General features: G+C 39.5%; 1 protein-coding gene and 1 pseudogene. Both read right to left on the minus strand.

The genetic code is table 11. From position 1 onward, the window contains the following. A pseudogene (locus IEY40_RS19985) lies at positions 1 to 2,720 on the minus strand (hypothetical protein); the annotation flags it as partial. 278 nt (positions 2,721 to 2,998) lie between these two features. After that, positions 2,999 to 3,696, minus strand: a 698-nt coding sequence (locus IEY40_RS19990) for a hypothetical protein (RefSeq protein ID WP_229777178.1), incomplete at its 5' end; no start/stop codon positions are given.

The following is a 3,696-nucleotide window of genomic DNA, read 5'->3' on the forward strand; positions in this document are numbered from 1 at the left end:
CCATAAAGCGCAACCTCTGGCACACTATCAAAGGTGACATCACTCATGGTAACAAACTGCGGAGCATCCCATAAATTGGGCCATTTAAAGGTTTGATAAGTCGCTTTAGTCACACCGTCTTTTACCACTAACTGGCGAGTGCCATTTGCTAAATGCACACCGCTTATCGCATATTCTTGTATGCCGTCACCAGTTAAATCGGCTAATGCTTCAAACTGTACCTCCCCTAAAGTTGCAGGCCAGTTCCACACATCTTGTTTAACCCCCGTTAACCCAGAATGCACTTGCAACTGATATCTGTTTGCGCTGGCATCAAAACCAAACACCCCGACCTCATTAATACCATCGGCATCACGATCGTTAAGTATTATGGTTACTGGAGAGTCAAACGAATTTTCAATCACATAATTAGCAAGCGCGTTATAGTTGCTACCGCTAAATAAGCTCACCTCAACACGATTTGAGTGAGTGGTATACTTAATCCAGTCAGCCACGGCGTCTTGGTTAACATCACTGAATAATACAGAGTTAGTGAGTGAACCCACTTGAATATATTTATTTAGTGGATCACTGCCGTTAGCGACTTCTACACCATCATCAACACCGTCACCATCAGAGTCACTTAGGTTCACATTGGTCCCTAGAGCAATTTCATCTGCATTGTTAATACCATCACCATCAAAATCAGCTAATGCATCACTTGCATCAAGAGGGTCTAAACTGTTTTCAACCTCAATGTTATCGTCAATACCATCACCATCGGTATCTTTCCAAAAAGGATTAGTGCCTAGCACCAGCTCTTCCTCGTCTGACAATCCATCATTATCATCATCTAAATCAACATCATTGTTAATCCCATCTCCATCAACATCTAGAGCTGGGAAACGAGCATAGTTAGATGACCAGTCAGATTCAAACGGCTCACCGACAGGTTTTAACACCATATAAATACTATATCGACTCACATCCAAGGTATAACTACTTACTTGCGCAGTTAATTTGTTCAAGTCAGACGAAGAACTAATACGGCACTGAATAGTTAAATTACTAATAGAACAAGCATTTGAAACACTTTTAGCGCCAGTGAAGCGAACCCCGGTCAACCGAGTAACATCGTTAGCATAAATCCAAACATCATATTCTTTATTATTTTGTAAGCTGAGATAGAATAATGCTTTTTGATAAGTCGTTACCTGACTATAATCTCTAGAGGGCTCTACTTTGGAGTCAAATAAGTTCGTATCTATACCATTCACCACGGTTATATATGGTGAAAAGCCCAAACCAACCAGCTTTTCGGCTGCGCTATATTGAGAAGTACGGTTCCCTAATTTATCCTCTAAATCCCCCACTACCGAAAAAGCCCAAGTACCACCAATAGCTGTTTTATCTAGAATAAAGGAAACAGATGCTTCATAAAGATTGCTTTCTTCGTTAAAAGTCCAGTTCGAAATATATGTAGACTTATAACGTCCTAATTCAGGAAATCGTATCCAAAAAGAGGTGAAGCCTACACCTGACTCATCACGAACCCCTAAATGCACATCAATCGTTTGTTGTTCAAAAGTAACATCAACTTCTTTCTGTTCGATTATTAATGACACTAATTCTGGCGGCGTAGTGTCGACTTCGTTTAAATTAGTCACTGACAAATAAGGATAGAAGCCCAATTCAACCAGTTTTTCGGCAGAGTTATATTCTGAGGTACTGTTTCCTAATTTATCTTCTAGATCTCCTACTACCGAAAAAGCCCAAGTACCACCAATGACTGTTTTATCTAGAAAAAAGGAAACTGATGTTTCATAAAGCTGGCTTTCTTCGTTAAAAGTCCAGTTCGAAGTATAAGTAGACTTATAGAGTCCTAATTCAGGAAATCTGAGCCAAAAAGAGGTAAAACCTACACCTGACTCATCACGAACCCCCAAATGCACATTAATCGTTTGTTGATCAAATGTGACATCAACTTCTTGTTGTTCGATTGTTAATGACACTAATTCTGGCGGCGTAATATCGACTTCGTTTAAATTAGTCACTGACAAATAAGGATAGAAGCCCAATTCAACCAGTTTTTCGGGAGAGTTATATTGTGAGGTACTGTTTCCTAATTTATCTTCTAGATCTCCTACTACCGAAAAAGCCCAGGTCCCCCCAATGACTGTTTTATCTAAAATAAAAGAAACTGATGTTTCATAAAGCTGGCTTTCTTCGTTAAAAGACCAGTTCGAAGTGTAAGTAGACTTATAAAGTCCTAATTCAGGAAATCTGAGCCAAAAAGAGGTAAAATCCACACCTGACTCATCACGAACCGACACATTCACAAAAACAGTTTGCTTGCCATCGGTAACATCAACTTCTCTGGGAGAAATTTCAAGCGACACTAATTCTGGAGGTGTAACATCGACGTCATTAACCCCTTCAATATTATCGATAAGCTTCATACTCGGTAAAGAAGCAACTAAACGATCTAACTCAATCGGTTTGTAGTTCAAATCAATTACCGGCAAGTTAGCATCTAAAACGCTAGGTAACATTGCATAGGGGATTTGATCTAAAACTAAATCACGGCTCTCAATCGAGGGGGCTGCAAAACTCAGCGTCGATAAAAAATAAAAAAGAATAACAAGTACACCTCTGAACAGAGTCAAACTAGATTTAACAGTACATGCACGCAACCTAAACAACTGACTAAAAGACACAAGATTAATCATCTCTAACAGCATAAATTTTTCCTTAAACTCATACACAATTAATACCCACAAAAAAACGCCCCCAAAAGGGAGCGTTTAAAAAGCTAAATAGTTAACAATCAAGCAACTTTGCACATCAATTGACCAAGGCACAAAATACTTAGCAGCTCACATCAACTAATCAATTTATCAACAACTTAGTTAACTAAAAGCCTTATTTAAAACCTCAATTAAACATAGCTACAAGTTTAATAAGATTTTAAAAGTATCACAACCACGTGACACCTTTCACACTTATTTCTGCACATGGATTAATCTAAAACACGACTACTCATATCTGACAAATCACTACCATCTAGTACTGTAATAGTCTGCAGTTTTGTACTTTGATTGATTCCCCCAATCACGACATCATCGATTCCATCTGCATTGGCATCATAATGGGCTAACCATAAGCCTTCCCATTGCCCTGGTAAGGTATAACGACCATATTCTGTTGCTGTTTTACCGTCTCTTACAATCAATTGCACTGTCCGATTGCTTTTGGTAAAGCCTAATAATCCAAACTCACTAAAGCCGTCGTTATTTAAATCACCAAGCTCCATTACTTGGTAATCTTCCCAACTTGCGGGCCAGCTAATATTCGCGATACGTTCATTAGGCAAACGCCCATCGTTGATACGGATAAATACTTTACCATCGTCAGGGTTTATTCCTGATACTGCAACCTCTCGGATACCATCACCGGTGCGGTCAGCAACCAACATGGGGGCCACATCCACCAAGTCATTAGGCCAAGTAAAAGTGCGGATAACCCCACGTTTATCATTACCCTTTTTTACAACCCACTGATAACGTCCATCGTCTTTACGCTGGCCAAACTGGCCCCAGTCAATAGTGCTGTCACCGTCTAGGTCATCCATTTCAATTAATTGAACATTGTCCCAAAGCTTGTTCCAGTTATACACATCCACTTTACTGTCTGCGTTGGCGCCATCATAAATAAAGA

This window comes from Shewanella ulleungensis, from assembly GCF_014648315.1.
Taxonomy (GTDB): Bacteria; Pseudomonadota; Gammaproteobacteria; order Enterobacterales; family Shewanellaceae; genus Shewanella; species Shewanella ulleungensis.